19 protein-coding genes and 1 tRNA gene are annotated in these 22,999 nt (G+C 62.0%); 6 read left to right on the forward strand and 14 right to left on the reverse strand.

The genetic code is table 11. The features are described from left to right. Nucleotides 1–178: 178 nt before the first annotated feature. From JEY66_RS05575 to JEY66_RS05585, 3 genes are all read right to left on the reverse strand, one after another. A complete protein-coding gene (locus JEY66_RS05575; RefSeq protein WP_016842744.1) occupies nucleotides 179–793 on the reverse strand; it encodes a glutathione S-transferase family protein in 615 nt (204 codons plus the stop codon). A gap of 85 nt (nucleotides 794–878) precedes the next feature. Beyond that, on the reverse strand, nucleotides 879–1,721 hold the full coding sequence (locus JEY66_RS05580) for a fumarylacetoacetate hydrolase family protein (RefSeq protein WP_026191869.1): 843 nt from the start codon (nucleotides 1,719–1,721) through the stop codon (nucleotides 879–881). 156 nt (nucleotides 1,722–1,877) lie between these two features. Continuing rightward, nucleotides 1,878–2,531 carry a TetR/AcrR family transcriptional regulator gene (locus JEY66_RS05585; RefSeq protein WP_244620907.1) on the reverse strand — a complete coding sequence of 218 codons (654 nt, stop codon included), beginning with the start codon at nucleotides 2,529–2,531 and terminating at the stop codon, nucleotides 1,878–1,880. Nucleotides 2,532–2,689: 158 nt separating this feature from the next. On the opposite strand from JEY66_RS05585, the gene JEY66_RS05590 reads away from it, so the two are divergent. Further along, nucleotides 2,690–3,061: a hypothetical protein gene (locus JEY66_RS05590; RefSeq protein ID WP_016842741.1), complete on the forward strand. Its 372-nt coding sequence runs from the start codon at nucleotides 2,690–2,692 to the stop codon at nucleotides 3,059–3,061. A gap of 213 nt (nucleotides 3,062–3,274) precedes the next feature. On the opposite strand, the gene JEY66_RS05595 is transcribed toward JEY66_RS05590, so the two are convergent. Continuing rightward, a complete protein-coding gene (locus JEY66_RS05595) occupies nucleotides 3,275–4,126 on the reverse strand; it encodes an MBL fold metallo-hydrolase (protein WP_018268928.1) in 852 nt (283 codons plus the stop codon). Nucleotides 4,127–4,244: 118 nt separating this feature from the next. Between JEY66_RS05595 and JEY66_RS05600 the strand changes: the two genes are divergently transcribed. Beyond that, on the forward strand, nucleotides 4,245–4,658 hold the full coding sequence (locus tag JEY66_RS05600; protein WP_016842739.1) for a DUF3775 domain-containing protein: 414 nt from the start codon (nucleotides 4,245–4,247) through the stop codon (nucleotides 4,656–4,658). 180 nt (nucleotides 4,659–4,838) lie between these two features. Here JEY66_RS05600 and JEY66_RS05605 read toward each other — a convergent pair whose 3' ends face one another. The 3 genes from JEY66_RS05605 to JEY66_RS05615 form a co-directional block, all read right to left on the reverse strand. Further along, nucleotides 4,839–5,828 (reverse strand): NADPH:quinone reductase, encoded by a 990-nt coding sequence (locus JEY66_RS05605; RefSeq protein ID WP_016842738.1) that lies wholly within the window; start codon nucleotides 5,826–5,828, stop codon nucleotides 4,839–4,841. Then, entirely contained in the window at nucleotides 5,825–6,607 is a 783-nt protein-coding gene (locus JEY66_RS05610) for an SDR family oxidoreductase (RefSeq protein ID WP_018268927.1), read from the reverse strand. The genes JEY66_RS05605 and JEY66_RS05610 overlap by 4 nt, the downstream gene beginning before the upstream one ends. A 276-nt stretch (nucleotides 6,608–6,883) precedes the next feature. After that, nucleotides 6,884–7,399, reverse strand: coding sequence for a CvpA family protein (locus tag JEY66_RS05615; protein WP_016846981.1), 516 nt, complete (start codon nucleotides 7,397–7,399; stop codon nucleotides 6,884–6,886). A 111-nt stretch (nucleotides 7,400–7,510) separates the two neighbouring features. Here JEY66_RS05615 and JEY66_RS05620 point away from each other — a divergent pair, with 111 nt between their 5' ends. After that, nucleotides 7,511–8,272 carry an SDR family NAD(P)-dependent oxidoreductase gene (locus JEY66_RS05620; RefSeq protein ID WP_016846980.1) on the forward strand — a complete coding sequence of 254 codons (762 nt, stop codon included), beginning with the start codon at nucleotides 7,511–7,513 and terminating at the stop codon, nucleotides 8,270–8,272. A 304-nt stretch (nucleotides 8,273–8,576) separates the two neighbouring features. Here JEY66_RS05620 and JEY66_RS05625 read toward each other — a convergent pair whose 3' ends face one another. Continuing rightward, nucleotides 8,577–10,184 (reverse strand): GMC family oxidoreductase, encoded by a 1,608-nt coding sequence (locus JEY66_RS05625; RefSeq protein ID WP_026191868.1) that lies wholly within the window; start codon nucleotides 10,182–10,184, stop codon nucleotides 8,577–8,579. 50 nt (nucleotides 10,185–10,234) lie between these two features. Next, the gene (locus JEY66_RS05630; RefSeq protein WP_018268926.1) at nucleotides 10,235–11,668 is read right to left on the reverse strand and encodes a coniferyl aldehyde dehydrogenase; all 1,434 of its coding nucleotides are present in this window, start codon (nucleotides 11,666–11,668) and stop codon (nucleotides 10,235–10,237) included. Nucleotides 11,669–11,985: 317 nt separating this feature from the next. On the opposite strand from JEY66_RS05630, the gene JEY66_RS05635 reads away from it, so the two are divergent. Further along, nucleotides 11,986–12,062: transfer RNA gene (locus JEY66_RS05635), tRNA-Met, on the forward strand. Here the strand turns inward: JEY66_RS05635 and JEY66_RS05640 are convergent. Beyond that, the gene (locus JEY66_RS05640; protein ID WP_080650418.1) at nucleotides 12,019–13,677 is read right to left on the reverse strand and encodes a recombinase family protein; all 1,659 of its coding nucleotides are present in this window, start codon (nucleotides 13,675–13,677) and stop codon (nucleotides 12,019–12,021) included. The two genes, JEY66_RS05635 and JEY66_RS05640, sit on opposite strands and share 44 nt — an antisense overlap. Before the next feature lie 556 nt (nucleotides 13,678–14,233). Here JEY66_RS05640 and JEY66_RS05645 point away from each other — a divergent pair. Beyond that, nucleotides 14,234–14,536: a hypothetical protein gene (locus tag JEY66_RS05645; RefSeq protein ID WP_026191864.1), complete on the forward strand. Its 303-nt coding sequence runs from the start codon at nucleotides 14,234–14,236 to the stop codon at nucleotides 14,534–14,536. Further along, nucleotides 14,533–14,982 carry a type II toxin-antitoxin system VapC family toxin gene (locus JEY66_RS05650; protein ID WP_016841320.1) on the forward strand — a complete coding sequence of 150 codons (450 nt, stop codon included), beginning with the start codon at nucleotides 14,533–14,535 and terminating at the stop codon, nucleotides 14,980–14,982. The genes JEY66_RS05645 and JEY66_RS05650 overlap by 4 nt, the downstream gene beginning before the upstream one ends. A gap of 59 nt (nucleotides 14,983–15,041) precedes the next feature. Here the strand turns inward: JEY66_RS05650 and JEY66_RS05655 are convergent, their stop codons facing one another. The 4 genes from JEY66_RS05655 to JEY66_RS05670 all read right to left on the reverse strand — a co-directional run bounded on the left by JEY66_RS05655 (nucleotide 15,042) and on the right by JEY66_RS05670 (nucleotide 22,939). Further along, complete coding sequence (locus JEY66_RS05655) at nucleotides 15,042–15,218, reverse strand: hypothetical protein (RefSeq protein WP_018268924.1); 177 nt, start codon at nucleotides 15,216–15,218, stop codon at nucleotides 15,042–15,044. Between the two features lie 918 nt (nucleotides 15,219–16,136). Then, nucleotides 16,137–16,439 carry a helix-turn-helix domain-containing protein gene (locus tag JEY66_RS05660; protein ID WP_026191863.1) on the reverse strand — a complete coding sequence of 101 codons (303 nt, stop codon included), beginning with the start codon at nucleotides 16,437–16,439 and terminating at the stop codon, nucleotides 16,137–16,139. A 1,103-nt stretch (nucleotides 16,440–17,542) separates the two neighbouring features. After that, nucleotides 17,543–18,763: an O-antigen ligase family protein gene (locus JEY66_RS05665; protein ID WP_244436086.1), complete on the reverse strand. Its 1,221-nt coding sequence runs from the start codon at nucleotides 18,761–18,763 to the stop codon at nucleotides 17,543–17,545. Nucleotides 18,764–18,937: 174 nt separating this feature from the next. Next, nucleotides 18,938–22,939 carry a glycosyltransferase gene (locus tag JEY66_RS05670; protein ID WP_018268923.1) on the reverse strand — a complete coding sequence of 1,334 codons (4,002 nt, stop codon included), beginning with the start codon at nucleotides 22,937–22,939 and terminating at the stop codon, nucleotides 18,938–18,940. Nucleotides 22,940–22,999 lie beyond the last annotated feature (60 nt).

The following is a 22,999-nucleotide window of genomic DNA, read 5'->3' on the forward strand; positions in this document are numbered from 1 at the left end:
TCCTTCGGCTCGCCGTACCGGGCTGCCGTCGTCATCATCACAAGGTCGAGATCGCGACAATGACGGCGAGATATTGTCCGGTCGTGGTTGAGCCCGGCCGGCGATGCACAAGACCTGCGCCGGGAGGTGAGAGGCGGGGAGGCATTCGCGCGTCACATGCTCCCCGCGGTTGCCTTGGCTACGCCGCCGGCGGCGCCGAGATCTTCACCGACGGCCGCTCCAGCATTTTCTGGTAGAAGGCGTCGAGCTTGGGATAGGCCTTGCGCCAGCCGCAATCGGCGAAGCGGAAATCGGCATAGCCGAGCACGCAGACGAGGCCGATCTGCGCGATATCGAACGACGAGCCATCGAGAACATCCGGCCGGTTCTCGAACCGCGCCATGCCGGCCCAGGCCCTGTTCCAGTGATCGTCATACCAGGCCTGCCACAGCGAGCCCTGCGGCCGCACCATCTTCTCGTAGCGGCACAGCAGCATGGAATCGAGCATGCCGTTGAGCAGCGAATGATCGGTCTTCAGCTGCCAGCGCCGCGGTCCGTAGCCCGGGATCAGCCGGCCGCCGCCGAGCTCGTTGAGATATTCGACGATGACATAGGAGTCGAGGATGACGTCGCCATGGTCGAGGATCAGCACCGGCAGTTTCTTCAGCGGCGAGATCCTGGAGTATTCGTCGTTTGCCGTGCCGGGCGCGACGGTCGCCGGCACCAGCTCGATCTTGTCGATCAGGCCAAGCTCGATCGCCGCGATGCGCACCTTGCGGGCGAACGGGGAGGCGGGAGAGAAGGTGAGTTTCATTGGGGAATTCCTTGCGAAAGCTCTTTCCTCTGTCATGGCCGGGTCAAGCCCGGGCATGACGAATTCAGCAACAGCGCCTGGGCGCTTACGCCCCAACGATTTCCTGGCGCTGCTCGCCGAGGCCTTCGATGCCGAGCGTCACGACGTCGCCGACATTGAGATATTGCGGCGGCTTCATGCCGGTGCCGACGCCGGGCGGGGTGCCTGTCGTGACGATGTCGCCGGGCAGCAGCGTCATGAACTGCGAGACATAGGAGATGCACTTCGCCATCGTGAAGATCATGGTCGAGGTCGTGCCGGTCTGGCGGCGCTGGCCGTTGACGTCGAGCCACATCGACAGCTTCTGCACGTCGGCGATTTCGTCCTTGGTGGCGAGCCACGGGCCGACCGGGCCGAACGTGTCGTGCGACTTGCCCTTGGTCCACTGGCCGAGGCGCTCGATCTGGAAGTTGCGCTCGGAGACGTCGTTGCAGATGCAGTAGCCGGCGACGTGGTTCAGCGCGTCGGCCTCCGAGACGTACTTGGCGCGGGTACCGATGATGGCGGCGATCTCGACTTCCCAGTCGAGCTTGGTCGAACCGCGCGGCTTCTCGACCGGATCGTTAGGACCGGACAGCGCGGTATTGGCCTTCAGGAAGAAGATCGGCTCGGACGGGATCGGGTTGCCGGTTTCCTTGGCGTGGTCGGAATAGTTCAGGCCGATCGCGACGAATTTGGAGATGCCGGTGACGGGGGCACCGAAGCGCGGCTTGCCGGCGACGGCGGGAAGGGAGGCGGGATCGAGGGCAGCAAGCTTCTTCAGCGATTCCGGCGTGTAGGCATCGCCGGTCAGGTCCTTCAGATGGGCCGAGAGGTCGCGGAGCTGGCCGGATTTGTCGATCAGACCGGGCTTTTCCGCACCCTTTTCGCCATAACGAACAAGCTTCATGTTGATCACTCCCTACGATGTCCTGAGGATTGTTACTGGTATACCTCGACACGCTTCATGGAACAGCGCGGGCGGAAATTCAACCGCTTCACGGCCATGGCATTGCAGCCATCACCTTCCGGCGTGGCCGCCTTGAGCCGTTCCTTCGATCGCCGGTCATGATCGCGGACGGGGCGCCGCCAGCATCCGCGTGAACATCTCTTCCAGCAGCCGGCACGGTGGCCCGGGATCGCGCGTGCCCGCGACGATCGCATCGTCGGCCACGGCATGCATCCCGTCGAACACGATCAGCGCCGCGCTGCGGGCGTCCGGGAAAGCCCAGACGCCGGCTGTCCTGCCATCCTCCAGCACGGCGACGATCTGGGCGATCACGTCGTCCTTTTCCTGCGACTGGCGCTGATGATGCGGGAAGTCGTGAAACACGACATCATGCAGCTCGACATTGGCGAGATAGGTTCCGACGGCGCCGCGCAGCCAGGCCGACAGCCGTCCGGGATGATCGTGCGCGGCGCGCTCGGCGATCGCCGCCGCCACCCGGGCGAGGAAGTCCTGCGCGAAGCGCGCACGCAGCGCGATGATCACGTCGGCCTTGGTCGAGAAGTAATGGTAGAAGGTGCCCTTCGCGACGCCGGCCCGGGCGGCGATGTCGTCGATCGTGGTGGCCTCGATGCCCTTTGTGATGAAGAGGGCCGCCGCAGCCGACATCAGGTCGTCGACCCTGACCTCGGCGGGCTGGGTCCGTCTCCAGCGTTGCGCCGCGCCGCGCGTGGCTGCCGCCTGCCGCTTCCCGATCATACCGTCAGCTTCCATCCGCACCTGATATCCGATTCTTGGATCGCATGTTTAGAATGATTTTGAAATGGCTTAGATAAATTGACCGACCGTCAGTCGATAGATATTTCTGCCCCGCCGCCGTCCGGGTCCGCGCGACCCGCACGGTCTGGCGCCGTCATCATGAGGAAGCTTCCATGAAATTCTTTCGCGAGGCCGAGCCCGGCATCTTCATCGCAACCGGCCGTCTGCAGACCGAGCAGGACGGCTGCGACTGGACCGCGGAATACGGCGAGCTGCTTGCTGCAAACCGACCGCTCGCCGTGATCGTCAACGTCGACGATCAGCCGGAGGTCGCCGCCGGCAAGCCGATGGTGCTGTGGATGAAGGCGCGCAAGGCCGAGCTCGGCCGGCTGATCCGGGTCACCGTCTATATCGCCGATGACGCGGAGGAGCGCGCCGAGCTCGAGCGCAACCTTCCCGGACGGGCCAAGGCCTTGCCCTATCCGGCCGCGATCGCCGCCAGCGAGGCGGACGCGCTCTTCCTCGCGCGCGCCAGTCTGATCTAGCAGGCTGGAGTTGGGTTGAATCGATTTGGCCTCGGGCTGGCTTCACCTCTCCCCAGTGGGGAGAGGTCGATTTGCGCAGCAAATCGGGTGAGGGGGCTATAGTCCCAACGAGGGACCGTAACCCCTCACCCGGCGCTGCGCGCCGACCTCTCCCAAGGGAGAGGTAAGCCTCCGACGCCGCACCAATTCAACTTGATCTCGTCATGGGCTAGCTCACGCCTCGAGCGCGACGAACCTGAAGGCGTCGCCATCACGCCTGATGTGGCCGGCGTTGAAATGTCCGCCGATCACCAGCGTCGGCGTGTCGGCAAAGCGCGAGAACAATTCGCGCCGCGTCGCGGCCGATTGCTTCTGGTCGGAGTCCGCGGTCGACGACCAGTCGAGGTGATACATCTGGCAGGGATGATGCGCGACATCGCCGGTCAGCAGTCCTTCCTCACCGCCGGACCTGATGTGGATGCTCATATGGCCGGGGCTGTGTCCCGGCGTCGGGATCAGCGTGATCTCCTCGGTCAGGCGATGATCGCTCGGCACCAGCTCGGCCTTGCCGGCATCCGCGACCGGCTGCACCGAGTCGGCGAACACGGCGGCATGCGCGGCATCGTCGCTGTGGTCGCGCCAGTGCTCATACTCGGTCTTGCCGAACACGTAGCGCGCATTGGCGAAGGTCGGCACCCATTTGCCGCCGACGAGTTTGGTGTTCCAGCCGACATGGTCGACATGCAGATGCGTGCACAGCACGGTGTCGATGGTGTCGGGCGCAAATCCGGCCGCGGTCAGTTCTTCCAGGAACGGATCGCTGCGGTTGTTCCAGGTCGGCACGTTGCGGCCCTGCTTGTCGTTGCCGAGCCCGGTGTCGACGATGATGCGGTGCTCCGGCGTCTCCACCAGCAACGAATGGATCGACATTTTCAGCCGGCCCTCCTCATTGGCGAAATGCGGGATCAGCCAGGGCAGGCTCTGGATCTCCTCCCGGCCGGCCAGCGGCAGGATGAAGCGCGTGCTGCCGACGGTCTCGAGCTCGACGACTTTGGTGATCCTGACCTTGCCAACGGTCCAGTGCATGCGGCGTGCCCTCTGTTTTTTGTTGCTCTTGCCCGACCATGCGGGTTTCCGCGCGCCGGCGCAATGGATCAAGTCGGCGCCTCCTGCGTTACCGCCTCGTTGGACGAAGGAGTGTGCAATGCCGGAACTCGCAATCTCCCCTGAAAAGGTCGGCTTCTTGATCGAGAAGGCGCGGGAATTCGACGTCAAGGAGGGGCTCGTCGATCCCGACTCCGGCTCGAACGGCGCCGACGACGACATGATCGACGTGCTGGAGGACGACGGCAATGACCCGGTGGCGCGCGAGATCACCGGCTTCATCAACGCGCTCAGCGAGGACGAGCAGGTCGACCTCGTCGCCTTGATGCGGCTCGGCCGCGGCGACGGCACCATCGAGGAATGGGCCGATCTCCGTCGCGAGGCCGCCCGCGGACGCACCGGCCATGTCGCCAACTATCTGTTGGGCGAGCCGATGCTCGGCGATTTTCTTGCCGAAGGGCTTGACGAGTTCGGCCTCTCGCCCGGCGACGAACGCATCACGCCGATCCACTAAGCAGCCGCATTGTTCACCTGACCTCGCCCCGCAAGCACAGGGCAATCGCATATGGAATGAACCGATTCTTCCGCGCCGTCATGGCCGGGACGAGCCCGGGCATGACGAGTTTGTGGGAACTCCGATCGCCTCAAACGGCCATATGCGATTGCCCTGCCGCGTGCGGGGAGAGGGAGAAGATTAACGCGCGCAGTCGACGATCACGGTGCCGATCTTGTCGCCCTTCTCGACGGCGAGATGGGCGTCGGCGGTCTCAGCGAGCGCGAATTGCCCGGCGATATTGTGCACGCGGGTGCCCGACGCCAGCCATTGGGTGATGTCGGCCTGCGCGGCCGCGAGCAGCGGCGGCGGCAGCGCGAACAGCACCAGCGCGCGCACGGTGATGCATTTTTCCATCAATTCGCGCACCGGCAGTGTCGGCGTGCGGTTGCCGTTGGTGGCGTAGACCGCGATCGTCGAGTTCATTGCCATGATCTTCAGCGTGGTCGCGAGATTGCCGCCGAAATCGACGTCGATCACGCGGTCGACACCGCGGTTCTCGGTGAAGGCCATCGCCTTCGAGACGACGTCCTCGGTCCGGTAGTTGACGACCGTGTCGGCGCCGGCAAGCCGCGCCTCGACGTCCTTGACTTGCGAGCTCACCGTCGCGATTACGCGCGCGCCGCCCCACTTTGCCAATTGCACGGCATAGTGGCCGACTGCGCCGGCGCCGCCGGTGACCAGCACCGTCTGCCCCGAGATCGGGCCGTCCGCGAACAGCGCGCACCACGCGGTCATGCAGGGGATGCCGAGCGTCGCACCTGCCGCGAACGACACGTCCTGCGGCAACGGCGTCACCAGATAGTCCGCCAGCGTGATGTATTCGGCGGCGGTGCCGAAGGCACGGCCATTGCGCTGGCCGTTAAACAGCCAGACGCGATCACCGACCGCAAAGCGGGTGACGCCTTCGCCGATCTGGTCGATGATCCCGGCGCCGTCGCTGTTCGGGATCACGCGTGGGAATTCCATCGCGCGATAGTTGCCGCTGCGGCGGCCGACATCGGCCGGGTTGACGCCGGACGCCTCGAGGCGAACCCGGACTTCACCGGGAGCGGCGTCGGGCGTCGGCATCTCGCCGACGGTGAGTACCGTCGGCGCCGCGCCGGTTCGTTCGTACCAAACAGCCCTCACAGCGTTCCCGGGAAGGCGCCGCCATCGAGCAGCAGGTTCTGTCCGGTGATGAAACCGGCCTTGGCGCCGCACAGGAATGCGCAGGCATAGCCGAATTCGTCGGGGTGGCCGAAGCGGCCGGCGGGGTTCAGCTTGGCGCGCTCGGCCAGGACCTGCTCGGCCGAGATGCCGCGCTTCTCGGCCTCGGGCTTTGCGGTGCCGCGCAGGCGGTCGGTCTCGAACGGGCCCGGCAGCAGGCCGTTGATGGTGACGTTGTTGATCACGGTCTTGCGCGACAGGCCGGCGACAAAGCCGGTGAGGCCGGCGCGGGCGCCGTTCGACAGGCCGAGGATCTCGATCGGTGCCTTCACCGCGGCCGAAGTGATGTTGACGATGCGGCCGAACTTGCGCGCCATCATGCCGTCGACGGTGGCCTTGATCAGCTCGATCGGCGTCAGCATGTTGGCGTCGATCGCCTTGATCCAGTCGTCGCGGGTCCAGTTGCGAAAATCGCCCGGCGGCGGGCCGCCGGCGTTGTTGATCAGGATGTCCGGCTCGGGGCAGGCCTTGAGCACGGCTTCGCGTCCGGCCGCCGTCGTGATGTCGCCGACGATCTCGGTGACGGTGACGCCGGGGTGGGTTTTGCGGATTTCGTCGGCGGTCTGCTTCAGCGCCTCGGCGCCGCGCGCCGTCAGGGTGACGTGCACCCCCTCATTGGCGAGCGCGATCGCGCAGGCGCGGCCCAGTCCCTTGCTCGATGCGCAGACGATGGCACGGCGGCCTTTGATTCCAAGATCCACGGTTCACTCCCTGTGATGTCGGGTAGGTTTGTAAAGGTTTGATGGCACCAGTCTAGCGAAGCTCGGCGGCGCCGATAAGGGACGTGCAATGCATAAGTGCATGCCGGGCAGGAACAGGCGGGTGAGCACGTTGGAGCCGGGCGGGAGGCTAAAGCATGATCCGGAAAAGTGCGAAGCGGTTTTCCCTCGCGACAAACGCGGGACGCGTTTGCGCGGAGATCATGCTTAAACAAAGAGCTAAAGCGCGATGACGATTCAACCTAATCACATCGCGCTTTAGATGCGTTGCTCGCGCCGCAGCCGCTCGATCGCCATGGCGGCTTCGGGCGGCAGCGAGCGGAATCCGGCCTGTCCGGCCGCGGAGAACAGCGGCCGCAATTGCGATCCGTTGAGGAATTGCGGCTGCCTGGCGAGCGGCACCAGCTGATCGAACACCAGCACCAGCGTGGTCACGACGAGACCGACCCTGATGGCGCCGAGCAGCGCGCCGCCGAGGCGGTCGCCGATCCCGATCTCCGAGCCGATGGTGTCGTCGAGCATCGTCCGCGCCATCTTTCCGAGGATGACGCCGATCAGGAGGAAGAGGCCGAACAGCAGCACGCCATTGGGCGGAAACGGCGACGACGTCAGCGTCGCGATGTGGGGCCCGATCATCGCCAGCGCGGCGACCGCGAGCGGCATGGCGACGAGATAGGCCAGGATGGTGACCGCGCTGCGCAACAGGCCGGTCGTGAAGCCGGTCACCACCGCGAACACCAATCCGAGGATGACGGCAAGGTCGAAGAGGTTCATGGATGAGGAATTCCCTGCCCGAATCTCCCGCGATCCCCTGGTTGATCAAACCTGCTTACATCAGGGACAATTGTCGCTATCAATCGTCCGCTTCAATCCGGGAACCTGTCGATGTCCGACCTATTCGATGTCAGTAAAGAAATCATCCTCATCACCGGCGCCTCGCAGGGACTCGGGCGGCAATTCGCCCGCGTGCTGGCGGCGCATGGCGCCGCGGTGGTGCTGGCCGCGCGCCAGACCGCGAAGCTGAAAGGCCTCGAGGAGGAGATCAAGGCCAAGGGCGGCCGCGCCGCTGCGGTGCAGATGGACGTCGCGGATATCTCCGGCATTGCGAAAACGCTCGACGCCGCCGAAGCCGCGCTCGGTCCGATCACGGTCCTGATCAACAATGCCGGCATAGCGATCGAGAAACTGTCGACCGAGCAGACCGAGGCGGATTGGGACGCCGTGATCGGCGCGAATCTGAAGGGCGCCTACTTCCTCGCCACCGAACTTGCGCGGCGCATGATGGCGCGCAAGCAGCCGGGCAATATCATCAACGTCGCATCCGTGCTCGGACAGGGCGTGCTCAAGGCGGTGTCGCCCTATGCGATCTCCAAGGCCGGCATGATCCAGGGCACCAAGGCAATGGCGCTGGAGCTCGCCGGCAACAACATCCGCGTCAACGCACTGGCGCCGGGCTATATCGACACCGAGATGAACCATGATTTCTGGTCGACGCCGGCGGGCGAGCGATTGGCAAAACGGATTCCACAGCGCCGGGTCGGCGCCGAGTCCGACCTCGACGGCGCGATCATGCTGCTGGCGTCGAACGCCTCGCGCTACATGACCGGGACGGTGGTCACGGTCGATGGCGGGTTTTTGCTGAACTAGCTTTGCTGTCCGGATGAAGCCACTGTCATCGCCCGGCTTGTGCGCAATTGCGCACATGGACCGGGCGATCCAGTACGCCGCGGCCTCTCGGCTCAAGCACTGCCGTCTCTGGAATACTGGATCACCCGCATGCGCGGGTGATGACACTGAGCAAGCTGAGGGACGTTTGTACGATTTCGGAATAATGGAAAAATACCACTGAGTTGCCCGACGAGTCAAGTTGCCGTGTCCGCCGGCAGCCCCGGCTACTGTGCATGGGGTTGTTTTCGATATTTTGCCAGTGCGGCCTTACGACGGCATTTGGTTACCCCGCCCGCATCTCCGCCCTGATCATATCCGCCGCCTTCTCGCCGATCATGATGGTCGGTGCATTGGTGTTGCCGCCGATCAAGGTCGGCATGATCGAGGCGTCGACCACGCGCAGGCCTTCGAGCCCGTGCACGCGCAGCTTCGGATCGACCACCGCGAGCGGATCGGCGGTGCCCATCTTGCAGGTGCCGACCGGGTGATAGACGGTGTCGACGCGCTCGCGCAGGATGCTGCGGATGTCGTCGTCGGTGCGGACGTTGGATGTGAACACATCCTTCTGCTGCAGGGCGCGCAGTGCCGGCGCCTCCATCAGCCGCCGTGTGGTCTTGTAGCCCGCCACCATCGATTCGAGATCGTCCTCCTCGCCGAGGAAGTTCGGGTCGATCAGCGGCGCCTGCATCGGGTCACTGCCGGCCAGCGCGACGCTGCCGCGGCTCTTCGGCCGCAGCAGGCAGACATGGCAGGAAAAGCCGGTGCCGCCGTGGCGCTTGCGGCCGTGGTCGTCGACCATCGCCATGCCGAAATGCAGCTGGATGTCGGGGATGTCGAGATCGGGCCGCGTCTTCAGGAAGCCGCCGCATTCGGCGAAGTTCGAGGTGAGGGGACCGCGGCGTTCGCGTCGATACTGCATGATGGCGCGGACGAGCCGCGGCATGCCCTTCAGCGAGATGCCGGCGAAGTTCGGATTGTCCGACATGTAGCCGAAGATGAAGTCCGGATGGTCCTGCAGGTTTTGACCGACGCCGGGCAGATGATGCACGCTGGCGAGGCCGTGCCTGCCGAGCGCTGCGGCGTCGCCGACGCCCGACAGCATCAACAGCTGCGGCGACTGGAACGCGCCGGAGGCAAGCAGGACTTCGCGCCGCGCGCGGAGTTGCTTTACTTCCTTGCCCTGCCGGTATTCGACGCCGACCGCGCGCTTGCCCTCGAACAGGATGCGCGTTGCGTGCGCATTGGTCTCGACGCGCAGATTGGTGCGTCTGCCGATATGCGGATGCACATAGGCGCGCGCCGCGCTCCAGCGCTCGCCGTTGCGTTGGGTCACCTGGTAGATGCCGAGGCCCTCATGGTCCTCGGCATTGAAATCCTCGCGGATGCGGAATTGCGCCTCCTGCGCCGCCTGCAGGAAGGTCTGCTGGATCGGATTGCCGGAGCGCAGCTTGTTGACGGCGAGCGGGCCGCCCTTGCCGTGATACTCGCCGTCGAAATCGGAATTGTCTTCCGAGCGCTTGAAATAGGGCAGCACGTCGGCGAACGCCCAGCCGGTATTGCCGAGCGCGGCCCAGTGGTCGTAGTCGGCGCGATGGCCGCGGATGTAGACCATGGCGTTGATCGCCGAGGAGCCGCCGAGCCCCTTGCCGCGTGGCTGGTAGCCGATGCGGCCGTTAAGCCCCTTCTGCGGCACGGTGTTGAAGGCCCAGTTGTTGACGGTGCCCGCGACCATCAGCACCAGCGCGCCGGGCGTGGTGACGACCCAATTGTCGTTGGTGCCGCCGGCATCGAGCAGCGCCACCGACGTCGCCGCATCCTCCGACAGCCGCCCCGCCACCGCGCAGCCGCCGGAGCCTGCGCCCACCACCACGAAATCGAATGTGTCAGTCACGTTTCCCCCTGCCTTCATTATCGTCGGTCATTGCGAGCACGGCGTGATTCTTACGACAACAACCGCATCAGCTTCTCCAGCCGCGCGACCTTCGCGCCATAGGGCGGATAGAGATCGGCAAGCCGGTTGAAGCGCGAGCGGTAGAACACCGGCTTGAACTTGGTCAGCGTCTTGAATCCCCACTCGCCGTGATAGGCGCCGGTGCCGGAGGCGCCGACGCCGCCCATCGGCTGATAGGCCTGCGCGAAGTGGAACAGGCAGTCGTTGACGGTGACGCCGCCGGACACCGTGCGCGCCAGCACCGCATCGCGGGCGGCGCTGTCGGTGCCGAACCAGTACAGCGCCAGCGGGCGATCGCGGCCGTTGACGAAGGCGATCGCCTCCGCCGCATCGCGCATGCCGATGACCGGCAACAGCGGCCCGAAGATCTCCTCCTGCATCACCGTCATGTCCGGCGTCGCGTCGGCGATCACGGTCGGCGGAAATTTGCGCCTCGCCTTCCACTCGCGGTCGTTCGATGCTGCCGGCTGCATGATGATCGCGCCTTTCGCGGCGGCGTCGGCGACCAGCCGCTCGAGCCGTGCATAGTGCCGGTCCGAGACGATCGACGTGTAATCGGCGTTATTGGGATCGGTACCGAACATATGCTGCATGTGACCCTGCAGCCGCATCGCGAAGGGCTGCACCGCGGCCTGCGGCACCAGCGCGTAATCGGGCGCGATGCAGGTCTGGCCGGCATTGAGCAGCTTGCCATAGGCGATGCGCTGCGCGGCTTCGTCGATATCGGCGGAGCCGTCGACGATCACGGGCGATTTGCCGCCGAGCTCGAGCGTCACCGGCGTCAAATTGCGGGCGGCGGCTTCGGCCACCAGCCGGCCGACGCGGGTCGAGCCGGTGAAGATCAGATGATCGAACGGCAACGCGGCAAACGTCCTTGCGATTTCGTCGTCGATATCGGTGACCGCGAGCTCGGTGACGTCGAATTTCTTGGCGATCGCCTCGGTCAGCAGCTCGGCGAAGCGCGGCACCAGCTCGCTCGGCTTGATGATGGCGCGGTTGCCGGCCGCGATCGCGGCGACTGCGGGCGCCAGGGTCAGCTGCAGCGGATAATTCCACGGCGCGATGATGCCGACCACGCCGAGCGGCTGCGGCACCAGCCGGTTCCTGGCCGGCGCGAACGGCACCGCGGTCGGGACCTTTCGCGGCGTCATCCAGCCCTTGAGATGCCTGGCCGCGTGCTTGATTTCGCCGAGCACCAGCAGGGTCTCGGCAATCGCGGTCTCGACGGTGGAGCGGTGGCCGAAATCGGCCGAGATCGCCGCCTCGAATCGCGCCTCATTCTCGGTCACCGCGGCGCGCAGGCGGCGCAGCCGGTCGAGCCGTGCCTGCAATGTCGGCGCCGGCTCGCTGCGCGACAGCTCGAACTGGCGATGAAAGGCCTCCTCAAGCGCATGCAGCCCCGGACTCTTCAACGGCCGGTCCATGGCATTTCCCCCTCGGATGACGTGTTCTTGACGGATTTGTTGCGCGCCAAGCTCCGCTTTTGCGCGCGGTCTGGCAAGGCCCGGTTCCCGGCGGTAAATCCTGCCGGCAAAGCCGGCGATCTCGACGTCACAAAATCCTCAAAAACCCGCATCCGGGGCTTTCCAAACCGGCCTCACGTTGATACATACGCCCCGCACCCGACGGCTTCGGCCCGGGTCGCCTTCTCAGGAAGCCCCCGGACGGATCGATCGGCGCCGTTGAAAAGCGTTGGCCGGCCGGCTCGGGCACCCTTTCTGCAAGGCATGCAACGGTTTAACGCGGGGTGGAGCAGCCCGGTAGCTCGTCAGGCTCATAACCTGAAGGTCATAGGTTCAAATCCTATCCCCGCAACCAACGATTCTTGCGAAAGCAAGGCACTTAAAACCCCGGCTTCCGCAAGGATGTCGGGGTTTTTCTTGTTCGCGGCGAACCGAAGGATCGCAGCCAGGTCGCCGCGCAGCAGGATCGCAAGTTCGGCCTCGTTAGGCACGAGCGTCACCTGATCGACCAGCGTCCGGAACAGCTCAGCTGCCTCGGCCGTGCCGTCCGCGCTCAGTAGGCTCTCATAAAGCGCGGCCACCCGCTGGCGGTATATCTCCGCCATGTTCGGATGCAGAAGGGGCGGTGGTTCCTCAGCGTTCGCCAGCAACTCGGTCAGTTCGGCCTTGCGGGCTTCAAGACCACCAATCTTTTCCTTGAGCTGAGCGCCGGGCACACCATCCAGGATGGCTTGGATCGCTCGATCCAAGTCCCGTTGAACGCGTTCCAACTCTTTGCGCTGACTGATGATGTCTGCGCTGCGCTCAATCCGCAGCCGGTTCACCTCGCGAGTAAATTCGTCGCAGAACTCCTTGAACAGCTCGGGCTCCATCAAGTGTGTCCGGAGGCCGCTAAGCACGGAGGCTTCAAGCGCGTCTCGCCTTATGTTCAGGCGGTTTTCGCAGGTGCCCTTATTCCGCGAGGTCGCGCAGCCAAGCAGATCTTTCGAGATCATCGTATAGCCGCCACCACAACAGCCACACTTCACGAGGCCGGCAAACAGGTGCTTCGGGCGCCGCCGCTGATTCAACGGGTTGTCGCCGGGCTCAGACGCCTCATAGGCGAGTGATTTTTGGCGTGCCTTCACCGCATTCCAAACTTCCTGGTCGATGATGCGCATCTCCGGAACCTCCTGAATCACCCACTCGGATTCAGGATTGAGGCGCGACACCCGCTTTCCCGTATCCGGGTCTTTCAGATAGCGGAGCCGGTTCCAGACGAGGCGCCCGACATAAAGTTCGTTGTTAAGGATGCCGACGCCGCGCTTCGGGTTGCCATGGATCGTTGACGGCCCCCATTCGGCGTCCTGTGGTCCAGGCACGCCTTCCTTGTTCAGCTCAAAGGCAATCGCGCGGGACGACTTGCCGGCAATGTAGTCTGCAAAGATACGGCGTACGACGGCAGCTTCGGCCTCGTTGATCGTTCGATCGCCGCGGATCGGCTCGCCATTCGCCGCGAACTGCTTCACCACGTCATACCCAAAGCAGAGCCCGCCACCGGACTTGCCATCCGCGACGCGGCCGCGCAGCCCGCGGCGCGTCTTGTCGGCGAGATCCTTCAGGAAGAGGGCGTTCATCGTGCCCTTGAGGCCGACGTGCAGATGCGTCACGTCACCCTCCGACAGCGTAACGATACGCACACCGCCGAAAGCCATACGCTTGAACAGTCCAGCGATATCCTCCTGATCGCGGCTCAGACGATCCATCGCCTCTGCGAGCACGACGACGAATTTGCCGCGCATCGCATCGCTGATCAGTTCCTGAATGCCGGGACGCAACAGCGACGCGCCAGAGATTGCGCGATCGGTATAGCTATCGACTACCGTCCAGCCTTGCTTCTCGGCGTGCAGGCGGCACAGCCGCAACTGATCCTCGATTGAAGCGTCTCGCTGATTGTCTGATGAGTAGCGGGCGTAGAGCGCGACCTTCACGAGGCGACCTCCTTACTCCGGAAGGTGGTCTTGCGTCCGGCTATCAGTTTCGGCTCGAACGAAGTCCCGCGCGGCCTGTCGCGCCAGCAGTCGGACCAAATTGACGAGGCGTGGATCGGGTTTTGATGACGCAAGTGCAACCGGTTCGCGGGTCGCGTCGGCGACCACAAGAAGCTGTTCGGCTGTTGTACGTCTGGGTCGCGCCACGATCGCGTCCTTGTCCTAGCGCGGAATAACCCGCTTCGCGACAATGATGCCCAGCAACAGCGCGTCGCCAAGGTAAAAATATATTGTAAGTCAATGGCTTGTGGTGCATCGGAGCGGATGCTGGCGGGTAGCAGCGCAGCGGCGGGACGCGGGTCGACCGTCGTCGTAGCCATAATATTTTTGTGATTGCCCCCCTTGGAAGAGGGGCGTCTTGTCATGGTGGCACCCCCGCGCGGCACCCATGCCTTGGAGGGGCCCTCTTCATTTGGCGAGACCGATAACAGTTCCACCAGCCTTGCACTCCAAAGAAAATGCGGTTATATATCTGGATATAGCACGGAGGGACGCGATGAGCAACAGTGCGCAGAAGAGAGCCCTCGAGAATTATCGGTCCCGCCTGACTAAGCGTGGCATCGCGCGGTTCGAGATCCAGGCGCTCGACGCCGACCGCGATCTGCTTCGATCCCTTGCCCGGAAATTGACGGAGGACGGTCCGGAAGCCGGGCAGCTTCGCCGGACCATACGGCAGGCAGTGGCGGGTGAGCCTCCGAAAGCGGGCGGTATTCTCGCCGCGCTGCGTCGCTCACCTATGGTCGGCGCGGATCTCGACCTCAGCCGTCCGCGAGAAGAGGGGCGTGAGGTCGATCTGTGACGCGCTACCTCCTTGATACCAATATCATCAGCAACATCATAAAGCCGGAGCCGTCGGACTCGCTGCTGGCTTGGATGGGTGCTCAGAAAGACGACGACCTCTTCATTGCTTCGCTTACCGTCGCGGAAATCCGCCGAGGCATCTTAGAGAAACCGAAGGGCAAGAAGCGCAACAGCCTTGAAACTTGGTTCGCGGACCCCGAAGGTCCGCAGGCGCTGTTCGCTGGCCGCGTCTTATCGTTCGACGACAAAGCTGGCCTCGTGTGGGCGCGGCTGATGGCCAACGGCAAAGCCAAAGGCCGTTCGCGAAGCGCGCTAGACACAATCATTGCCGCAGTAGCCGAAGCCAACGAGTGCGTCGTCGTGACCGACAACGAAAAGGACTTCGAGGGCGTTCAGATCATCAACCCGCTCCGTAGCTCTGGGGGCCAGGAAGTAGGCAGATGACGATAGCTCGAAATGACGTCGCCTCGGCTTCACGGAGGTGAGATCGCGGCGCTGGTCAGTTATGCCGAGGGCTCCGTCACCAGCAAATACATCCACTCGCTCGACAAGGCCCGGATCACGGCGGCGGACACGATCACCGACCGCCTGCTGACCGAACTCACGGCGCAGCGGACGCTGGCGCTGCGCGACAAGCTCGCGATCACGCCTTCGATCGCCTTCCGATCGGTGCTGCACAAATTCTGCCTCGACGTCTCCTCCCGCTATTCCTCCTACGGACGGCGATGGAGGTCTCGGTGCGCAATGCCACCTTTCCGGTGCAGCCGCAGGGCTGAAGGACACGCCGGCGGCCAAGGCGATCAACGCGCGCCACAAGACATGGGAGGGGCGCCTGCCGAAAGACAAGGCCGATCTCTGGGACTGGCTCACCGCTCTGACGGGCGAGGAGCCGGCGCTCTTAGCGCACTGCGCCTCACTCGGCGTCAACGCGCTCCACGAGAAGGCGATCGCTACGGCGGCGGCGCCACCCCGCACACCGCTCGGGCGCGAACCGGACACCGCCACGTCGAGGTCAACGGCCCGCGATGTGATCGGCCTCAGTGATCCGCTGCTCGATAACCTGGCAACGCTTGTCTCAACGTTCGAGGAGCGTGCGCCTGCCTGAGCGCAGTGCCGCCTAGCCTCACGGCTTGCCGCAAGGAATCATAATCGGTTTCCAAGGCGCGGACGCTTCTCTCGAGGAGATTCATGGTTTCCAAGACCTACGACCACAAGGGGGCAACGCATCGCCTTCGGCCTCGTTTGTGGCCGCCACGACGCCTCCTTCAAGAAATTCGATGATGAGGCTTTCAGGTTCTGACTACATATCCCCTTCTGATCGAGGAATTTGATCAAACCGACCAAGGTGGCTTTCTGCGTGAGAAGCAGCGCGAACAGCTTCGCTGTCCAATTTTCGCGCCGATCTTGACCCCGATCCCATGTAGCAACGGCGGGAAGGTTTCTCTACCGGGCCAGGCGATTGGCTCTGGGCTGCCAGGCTGTGAGCCAGAGCGTGATGACTATTATGGGCGTCGACGAACGGGTGGAGGCGCTGATACGACGAACACTTCGGTCAGCAGCAACCCACACAGCTTATCATTGACAAGACTGCTACCGCATCAGCCGACTTGCACTGACCGCAACTGTTTCTTGCTGCGCTGCGGGCGCGCCGGTTTGCGACCGTTGGACGAGGTTGGAATCCGAGCCCCCTTGGGCGGCTGAACAAAGAGCTCGGACAAATGAACGCCGAGCGTGTCGGCTATCCGCTCAAGAAGATCAATCGTCGGGTTTTTCGACTGCCGTTCAAGACTGCTCATATAGGAGCGATCTATCCCAGCCTCGCAAGCCAATTTTTCTTGCGAGATACCTTGCTCTATGCGAATCCGACGCACATTCCAGGCCACTAGCGCGCGAGTTTTCATGTGCCACACCATGGCCTCGGCCGCGCCGTCAAACCACTGGATATAATCCAACTATTAGTTCTTCGCCAAAGTAGGCCGCCGCCGCAGATCGCTTGCCCGACCCGGCAGCCCAAGGATTGACGGCGTTCCGTTCGATGAGCGAGACAAACTGGACAAGATCGGGGTGCAGTTTGTTCATCTCTGGCGAAAGCCACGTGCCGAGATGCGATTTTCGTACTGCAGACTTGGGCGCGTCCGCTGTCGCGAACCGGGCTCTATGAGCTGCGCTTACCGAGGCCCTTACGGAAGCGGAGTCTCGGCACATGCGGGTAACGATCCCATCGCGCAAGGCATAATGTGCTCCTCGCCGGGGGCACTCGGAAAAGGGGCTCGCCTTCGGCGACCGCTATCACTGCCCCGTTCCCGGGTGCCGCTGCTAAGCCGGTCTCGTCGTTGCACTCGGACCCGCGTGTCCCTTCGGGTCACTATGCTCACGCTCTCCGGGTGCCATTTCAGAGGGCGATGCGCTGCGCACACGCCGTCCTCGCAAGAATGATCCTGGCCATTCCGGTGCTGGCCAATCGTACATCAGCAGCAGCCCGTAGCTGTGCTGATTTCCCCGAGGGCCACGCAACCGTTTATCCGCTACGTATCAAGCAGTAATAACCACGGGTTGGCGGGCTGGCGCTGTTCGGCACAATCTGTGCGGGTCTCTCGGATTGACAATTGGATCACAAAAGGAAAAGGCTCCCGTGAGGGACCTTCTAGTTACAAATGTTTCGACACGTGACAGTGTCGGCGGTCGAATACGACTTCGCCTGCTGAGAGACTCTACGTATCATTACAATCTGCTGGCGCGCAACCAAGGCGAGAATTGTGATGCCGATTGTCTTTGGACGGGACGGCCGTGTGCGGTGCCCGGCGGGATCTGCAAAAGCCAGACGCGGCTTCACAATAGGTGCGTCACGCGCTTGCGAGGGCCGCGGCCAAACTCAGCCGAGGGTTCTTCTATGGCGTGGGGGTACGTTCCCCAAACGGTTGGACAGGTTGCGATCGCGGCGGTGACGCGGAGTGGTCGAACGCGTCAGCATGTAGAGCAACACGGGGAGCAGCAGGAGGAGGCTTCAGTCGACCTTGACGAAGGGAGGGCGAGACGTTGTGGCCCGTTGTTTCTCTTGCATGCTCACACCGGCCGCGACGCCTACTCCCAGGACATACATCCATCCTTCATGAAAATCGAATAGATGCGAATTGAAAAGGGAGCTGGTCATATTCTGGATTACGACAAGTAGTCCGAGCCAGCTCCCGAACCCGCCTCCACGAAATAGCAGGAGATGGGAGATCCACATCGCATAGAGCGCAACAATCCCGATGATGCCCCATTGAACCGCAACGTTGAGGGTCTGGTTGTGCGGGTTCTTGGTCACTTGGGCGGCCAACCCGGTCTTACCGACGGCATCGCGCTCAAACAATGCCTGTGCGGAGCCGGTCCCATTGCCGAAGATGGGGGCTTCAGCGAAGAATTTCAGCGACTTTTCCCAATATTCGAGCCGCTGCCCAGTCGAGCGGACAATATTCTGCTTCGAGGACTGATATTCGATCCAGAGATCCGCGACGCGAGCGCGCAAATAGCCGGACGTGAACCAGACCGCGACGGCAACCACAACACAGGCACTAAAAAGCAGCATCGATTGGCGGCGGTTGAGATACCTTGATGCGAAGACAATGAGCAGCACCGGAAGATAGACGATGGCTGCGCGCGCTGATACGACGAACGCCATGTTCGCGAAGAAGGCGAGCATCAGTGCGGTGCATGCCGCAGCAGCCCAGTAGTTGCCCTGCCGACAGAACGAAATAGTCCACGGCGCGAGCGCGACCATGCATAGTACGAACTCCTGACTTTGATCGATATAGTTCTTGACAGGAACTCCCGCGCTCAGAGTGGTCGTCAGCTTCAGTTCGGGCTTAAACAGAACAATCCACGACAGCCCCATCAGCAGCGCACAAGATAGAACGAACGAGATGAAGATCCGGCTACCGCGCGGCGACCGCTGAAAATGGTAGATCAAAAATGGGAGTACGAGCAACTTGGCGAGAGGCTTGATGCCTATAAACGTTGCATGCCAGGAAACATCGGCCCAAAGAGTCCCGACTACCGCGATCAGGACCATCGTGAGCGGCAGCAAGCAAAACGGCCGGGTGACGAGATGGAGGAATGGACGGAAATCGGCCGACGAGGTTAGCGGGATCAAAGAGATCAACCACAGCAACAGGAAGATCGTGAAGCCGGTCGTCGACCACGGCAACATCACCGCGGACAAAACCGCGAGGACATCGGCGTACAAAAATCGCGCTCGTGGTTCGAACCAGGAGCCAACTATGAAAGATTTGGAGACCGTTGATCTGGTGGTTGTGAGCTCGATCATGTCCGAATACCGCGGCGGGGCGGGACTGAAAGCGAAATCAATGGGCCTGATGTCGGCCCGAGGCTCTTGAGGTGAGCGCGCCTCAAAATCGACCTAGTCGGCGCGTGAGGCGCTCTGTTCGCGTAGATTTGCTGATTGGATTAGAGCCTTTAGTCCTTGCTCATAACTTGAAAGCATCTTGCGCGCGTCGAGATTCCGCTCGGCGCTGCGCCGAGCGGCCTCCTTCATTCGTTGAAGAACTTCCCGATCGAGAGCAAGCTTCGTGAGCCTGTCTACAAACTCATCTATCATGCGCGGCTGACAAAGAAATCCGTTCACGCCGTCACGGACGAGTTCAGGTAAGCCCCCTACGGAAGACACAATGACCGGAACGCCCAGTGCGAGCGCCTCCAGGACGACAACCGGTCTGCCGTCGAGCCGTGAAGGCAGGACAAGCACGTCATACGATGAGACCCAGGGGCGGACATCTTCAACGTCGCCGATAAGATGAAAACGATTGCCAAGGCCTGCCGACGCGACTGCGCTCTCGATTTCTGTCCGAAGCGCTCCGGCTCCGGTCATCACAAACAAAATCGGTAAATGTGATGACTTACGGGCAATTTCGATGAAGGCCAGAGGGTCTTTCTCCTCAGACCAACGGCCCGAAAAACCGACAATGAGTTCGTCCGGCGTTGCATTCAAATACTCGATGACGGAACCGTCGCGAGGACGCGGCAGATAATCGTGCAGATCAATCCCGCTGGAGATCTGTCGGACGCGGTCTTGCGACTCTCCCGCATCGAAGAGGAACTGCAGGACCTCCTTGTTCTCCACGAAATTGACATCGATAAGATGAGCGTATTTCCTGTTGTTCTTGGTGTGACCAACCGTATTGAACAACAAGTCTGCCACTTTGATCTTCGGGAATGCGGCTCGGATCGAGGGCAGCAGGTTGTACATGAAGGCGCTCCCCGCGATCCAGACAACGTCAATCTCGCGGGAGGCGATCAGGTAGTTTACGAAATCTGGCCATCGATCCGCGGCAAGGAACCGGGGCAAATGGAAGATTTCGGCGGTCGCTTGTTCGAACCAACTCGTGGAATCCCCATGTTCGCGTCCAGCCTCGATTGAGGTTATGACCGTTACGCGCCATCCTTGTTTGGTGAGATGGGCGACAATGCCGCTAAGCAAACGCTCCGCTCCTCCTATGAGCGTAAACGGGAGCGCGAGCAGGATCACTGGGGCTGCTCTACCCTTCGAAGCGCGTCCCAGAAAGTTGGTGGCGGCATTCTCCGGACGTCTATCTGCCGCTGCAGCAAGACGCGAAGCGCGAAGCGCGGCGGGCGTGACGAGGTCTCCCAGCGCCTGGCGGATCAACTTGCGATGAACTGGCATGCCGTGAAGGTCGGTCTGGGTGCTCAGGCTAGGGCCGTGGCGCCGATACAAGAAGAGGTGATCGTTTGTCATGTTATGGATGCGAGCGCCCAGCGCTGCGAGCTGTGTCCAAAACAGCCAGTCCTCATAGACATGTCCAGTGACGGCGCGGTCGGTGTCGCGATAGCCGCCGGCCTTCTCCCAGAGGCTTCGGCGAAAAACCGCGCAGGTCAGAACATGGTTCCCTTCGAGCATGTCAGCCAGCACAGGCTCGCCAAGGATGCCGACCTTCTCATCAGAGCTTCCGAATTGCTGCATGGCGCTCGAGACAATGTCGTATCCATAGGTCTCCAGCAGGAATACCGCTTTTTCGATATATGTCGGCTTGAGCAGATCATCGGCATCGAGGCAGCAGATGTATTTTCCGCGGGCCTTGCTGATGCCGAAGTTTCGATTCGCGCCTACTTGATGAGGCTCCGTCTGGACAACGACTGTTGTCTTGGGCCGCGTCAAGGCCAATGTCTGCTCTCGGGAAAGCGGTTCGGTTGAGCCGCCCTCGACAACAATCACTTCCAGATTGTCAAAGGTTTGCGCCAGTACCGAATCGACTGCTTCGGCAACGAAATGACCGTAGTTGAATGATACGATAACGACCGAGACGAGCGGTCGGTCGCTCGGCCATGCTGCGGCTTCGTCCGCTGTCGGCTCGACAGGCTCACAAAAGCCCGTTCGCTGGTCGAAGGCCAGCCTTGGCAGCTGGATTTGAGCTGCGGCCAACTCCTCTTCGCGCAGCCTTCGCCGATTGGCGATCGTTTCGCGCAATCTTTGTCGAAGTTCAAAGTTTAAGGTCCATTTTACCAGCTTGAGCGCTTGGCGTGTCATCCGAGCCAACTGAGGAACTCTATGCCCCGCCCGCCGCAATATAGACGTTGATCTCCAGATCGTGCTGCGGAGAATGAGGTCAATCTCGGACCCCAGGGCCGATACCTGATCGGTCAGGGCTCTAACGCTCTCCTTCAGATTTGCCACTTCTAGCTCTCTTGAAATCGTTTCAGCTTGAGCGGCTCGTTCGCGGTCGGCATAGTGGGCCTCCAAGAGTGAGACGTGAGTGGAGAGGCGTGCTCGATCGGCTGTAATGGCGATATTGCTATCCGTAGCGTGCGCAAGCCGATTGGAGAGCGCATTGATATGGATGGCCAGTTCCTGCAATTTCAACTTTGTATCCTGCTCCAACTGGGAATACGCGACCGCTGCCTGATCGAGCTCGCCGGTTAGAAATGTTATGCGCGCTTCTAGTCCCTTGGACTTCTTCTCGCTCTGGAGCGCGAGTTTTGCATAACTCTCGGTCTCTTGCTTGAGGCGACCGGAGACCTGTTCAATTTGCGCGTCCAGCACCTCAGAGTGAGCCTTGCTCTCGCGGGCTAGCGCCGCATAGTTTTCGGTCTCCCGCCTGAGCTGCTCGGACAGCTCCTCTATTTGCGCCTGCAACGCTTCAGAGTGGGCGTTGCTCTCACGCGCTAGCGCAGCATGGTTGGCAGCCTCCTGGTTGAGTTGGTTGGAGAGCCGTTCTATCCGTTCTTTCAGTAGATCCGAGTTGGCAGCGCTCGTGCGCAGCAGCACCGCATAGTTTGCGGCCTCCTCCCTGAGGTGATCGGAAAGATCGCTTATCTGCGCTTCCATTGCCTCAGCCGTGGCTTTGCTCTCGTTCGCTAACGCCGAGTACTTGGCCGTGATCGCAGCGCATTCGGTACGCGCGGCGGTCAATCGCCGCAGATCACTGGTCCAGAGCTGCTCAATTCGAGTCAACAGAGGTACGTCAAGAGCCGACTGCGATAGATCAGGCAGACCCACAAGCAGATCGGGCGTACTCTGCGCTGCGTGGATCAGCATCAGCTTTTGCCGTGCAGCGCGCAGCTTGCTCTCCGTTATGCGACCCTCAGTCCCCGTTATGCGGGCAAATAACTCCTTGATGTCGTTCGTGAGCGAACCGTCGCTGAAAACGATCCCGACAAAGTTCGAGGCGAAGTCGCGGATGTAGATCTCGCCCCCTACCAGGTGAAATCCGAGTCCTTCTATTAGGAGACGTAGCGAGCTCCCCGATGGATAGAAGACATGTTCCAAGGAGCTCTCGAACCAAACTCGGTTTTGATGAGTGTCCGAGATGTAGGGCACTTCGAATAACAAGAATCCGTCCGGCTTGAGCAAGCTTAGCGCAGCTTGAACTCCGCGACGGAAGTCGCGTAGGTGCTCGAATACAGCGATGGCGGTTACGCAATCAAATTGATGCGTATGCGTTTCCGGAATGGCGGGATCTAGCAGGTCTCGGCCCAATATCTTAATATTGGATTCCGTCGCATGTGCGATCATGCGCTCATTGACCTCTATGCCATAAAGGTCAAAGGTGCTTGGGAGCCTCTTCAGAAGATTGCCGTCGGCGCAGCCGATATCGAGAATTTTTCCGCCGTCCTTAAGGCAGCAAACCAGTTCGGCCGCCCACGACAGTCCATGCTCGGCCATTAACTGGTAGTCATTGTAGCCAACAGCGCCATCGACCTTCTGCGAACCGTAGTATGCATCGTCGTAGAACGATCCAAGGTCCTCCGGTATCGCTTCAATGACGCCGAGCCCGCATTCGTCGCATCGAAGAACCGCGACATCGTCGGTGCGTGTTGCCATCAGGGTGAACGTTCGCCCCTGACAAGCATTGCATCTGAAATCCGCTGAAGGGACGTGGAGGTTCATGCAATCACCGCAGCCTTTGACCAAACAGTGCCCTGTTTTACGATCTTGATCTCGTGCCGA

The organism is Bradyrhizobium elkanii USDA 76, assembly GCF_023278185.1.
Taxonomy (GTDB): domain Bacteria; phylum Pseudomonadota; class Alphaproteobacteria; order Rhizobiales; family Xanthobacteraceae; genus Bradyrhizobium; species Bradyrhizobium elkanii.